Below are 2964 nucleotides of genomic sequence, written 5' to 3' on the forward strand. Positions count from 1 at the left end.
GAGTAGGTCATCGTCAAGATTAAATTCCGAAACCCCAATTGCGAAAGCAGTTGGGGTTTTGTTTTGCCCGCAGGAAAATGGATTGTTTGAATTCTATGCAGCGGCCCGGTGCATGGCTATTATTCGGGCCTCATTCTGAGGCGAGACCTGCATGCTGACGTTGTTGAACCTTCTGAAGGATGGTCGATTCCATTCCGGTCAGGCCCTGGGTGTTGCTCTGGGAATTAGTCGAAGTGCGGTATGGAAGCAGCTTCAGCATCTGGAGGCGGAGCTTGGGTTATCCATACATAAAGTTCGAGGGCGGGGCTATCAATTGGCTTCGCCATTGGCGCTGCTTGACTCGCTCAGGATAGAGGAAAGTCTTTCCGGCTGGTCTGTCAGTATCTTCGATTCCGTGGACTCGACTAATGCTGAATCGCTGCGCGCGGTGGATGGGGGGCGGGCGGCTCCCTTTCTTGTACTGGCTGAGCGCCAGAGCTCAGGGCGGGGGCGCAGAGGCCGTAAATGGGTGAGTCCGTTTGCTGAAAACCTCTATTACAGTCTCGTGCTGCGCATCGATGGTGGGATGCGTCAGCTTGAAGGGTTAAGTCTCGTTGTTGGTCTCGCGGTCATGCAGGCCTTGCATGCGCTTGGGGTGCCAGGTGCAGGGCTGAAATGGCCCAATGATGTATTGGTCGACCAAAAAAAAATCGCCGGGATCCTGTTGGAGCTGGTTGGTGATCCAGCAGACGTGTGCCATGTAGTGTTGGGCATAGGCATTAATGTGAACATGCAGGCTACAGACGAAGTTGATCAGCAATGGACTTCAATGCGTCTAGAATCGGGCAAATCTTGTGATCGCAATATTCTGGCGATTGAGCTGAGTAAGCAGCTGCAACTCTATCTGCAGCGTCACCAATCAGGTGGCTTCTCTGCGCTTCAGGCGGAGTGGGAGGCGAGTCATTTGTGGCAAGGGCAGCCGGTTTCTCTCACCGCCGGTGTCAATCAGGTAGAGGGTGTGGTGCTGGGAATCGATAATCAGGGCGCGCTTAGGCTGAAGGTAGATGGTGTGGAAAAGGTCTTTAGTGGCGGTGAGCTCAGCTTGAGGTTGCGTGATGATTCTTGAGCTCGATTGTGGAAACAGCTTTATCAAATGGCGTGTGCTGAGCGTTGAGGCCGGCGTCTTGGTCGCGGAGGGCGTGGTCGACTCTGACATGGCGTTGGTTGACGGTCTTCGATCGTTCGAGAAAGTGTCTCTCAAGAAATGTCGCCTCGTCAGCGTAAGAACCGAAGATGAGACTAATTTGCTGATTGGCTTGCTCAAGCATGAGTTCGGCATTTCCGTTGTCTGTGCGGCGCCCGCTCGCGAGATGTCCGGCGTAAAGAATGGTTACGACGACTATGAGCGCCTTGGTCTCGATCGCTGGCTGGCGATGCTTGGTGGTTTTCACCTGGCTAAAGGTGCTTGTCTGGTTCTTGATTTCGGGACAGCGGTGACTGCGGACTTTATCTCCGTGGACGGCGAGCATCTGGGAGGCTTCATTTGTCCTGGCATGCCGCTGATGCGTAATCAGTTGCGTACGCATACTCGAAAAATTCGCTATGGAGACCTGGCGGCAGAGCGTGCATTGACGAGCCAGGCTCCGGGGCGCAATACGGCTGAGGCTGTAGAGCGTGGCTGTTCGTTGATGCTCAGGGGATTTGTGTTGACGCAGCTGGAGATGGCGCGCTCCTACTGGGGTGATGACTACAGTGTCTTCATTACGGGTGGTGATGCCGAGCTGGTTTCGGATGTTGCGCCTGAGGCTCGGATTGTTCCCGATTTGGTGTTCGTGGGTTTGGCTATGGCGTGTCCTTTGTCCTGAGGTTTGTATGCGTTGGTTGTTTCTTCTGCTTCTGGTACTCAATGTGTTTTATTACGTCTGGCATCAGCAGGAGGCCCCGCTACGCGCAAAGGATGTAACGCCGCTCAGTCTTTATCGTGGCTCGCAACAGGATATTCGCTTGCTGAGTGAGGCTGGTGGTGATGCTTCCCGTGAAAAAAGGACTGGGGGGAAGTCTGATGGGCAGTGCCTTTATGTAGGTGGTTTGGCGCGCCCCGAGACCGCTCAGGCGTTGGAACAGCGTTTGACGGAGATTGGAGCAAAAGCTCTTCCTTCATCAAAAGAGTCTTCCGGCGGCTCATATTGGTTCCAGATTACGCCCGAAACCCAGCGTTTGCTGGGTGATGCTCAGTTACAAAACCTTTCCAAGGAATTCAATGAGTTAAAACATAAAATAATGCTGTGCGAGGGGGTTGCACCCACTGAATAGTTTGCATAGAATGGCGCCCGCTCCACAGCGAAGACCTGAAAAGGTAGAAGCAGTGGGGTGGTGTCAATGCAGCTAACCTCAGGTTTTTAAATGAGAAAATGCTTGACAGGGGTTTGGCATAGTATAGAATGCCGGCCTGATTAGGAGGGGTTCCCGAGCGGCCAAAGGGATCAGACTGTAAATCTGACGTCTACGACTTCGAAGGTTCGAATCCTTCTCCCTCCACCAGATTTTAGCGTGAGCTGCAGGCTCCGCGGGTATAGTTTAGTGGTAGAACCTCAGCCTTCCAAGCTGATGATGCGGGTTCGATTCCCGCTACCCGCTCCAAGTTTGCAGGTTGTGCAAAGTTTTACGCTCTTGTAGCTCAGTTGGTAGAGCACACCCTTGGTAAGGGTGAGGTCAGCGGTTCAAATCCGCTCAAGAGCTCCATATAACAAGGCAGATATGAAAATATCTGCCTTTGTTTTAATGGCTCGTGTTGTTTGCTCAATTTCTTCTGTTAGGGGTGATATCGATGGCTAAGGAAAAATTTGATCGTTCCCTGCCGCACGTCAACGTAGGCACCATCGGTCACGTAGACCACGGTAAGACCACGCTGACCGCTGCTCTGACTCGCGTCTGCTCCGAAGTTTTCGGTTCGGCCGTAGTTGAATTCGACAAGATCGACAGCGC

At 53.0% G+C, this 2964-nt stretch carries 4 protein-coding genes and 3 tRNA genes; all 7 read left to right on the forward strand.

Features of this window, described 5'->3' with window-relative positions; all coding sequences use genetic code 11:
• Positions 1–151 precede the first annotated feature (151 nt).
• Positions 152–1105 (forward strand): bifunctional biotin--[acetyl-CoA-carboxylase] ligase/biotin operon repressor BirA, encoded by a 954-nt coding sequence (birA, locus tag AC07XZ_RS29035; protein WP_085747587.1) that lies wholly within the window; start codon positions 152–154, stop codon positions 1103–1105.
• Positions 1095–1844 (forward strand): pantothenate kinase, encoded by a 750-nt coding sequence (locus tag AC07XZ_RS29040; protein ID WP_085747588.1) that lies wholly within the window; start codon positions 1095–1097, stop codon positions 1842–1844. Before birA ends, AC07XZ_RS29040 begins: the two co-directional genes overlap by 11 nt.
• Before the next feature lie 7 nt (positions 1845–1851).
• Positions 1852–2292: a hypothetical protein gene (locus tag AC07XZ_RS29045; RefSeq protein ID WP_102686412.1), complete on the forward strand. Its 441-nt coding sequence runs from the start codon at positions 1852–1854 to the stop codon at positions 2290–2292.
• Between the two features lie 143 nt (positions 2293–2435).
• Positions 2436–2520 (forward strand) — tRNA-Tyr (locus AC07XZ_RS29050).
• Between the two features lie 25 nt (positions 2521–2545).
• A tRNA-Gly gene (locus tag AC07XZ_RS29055) sits at positions 2546–2619 on the forward strand.
• A 26-nt stretch (positions 2620–2645) separates the two neighbouring features.
• Positions 2646–2721: transfer RNA gene (locus AC07XZ_RS29060), tRNA-Thr, on the forward strand.
• A gap of 85 nt (positions 2722–2806) precedes the next feature.
• Positions 2807–2964 (forward strand): GTP-binding protein (locus tag AC07XZ_RS29065; RefSeq protein WP_238556644.1); only part of this gene is annotated, 158 nt, incomplete at its 3' end.

The sequence above is a fragment of the Pseudomonas sp. GW458-11-26-14-LB4 genome (assembly GCF_059423925.1).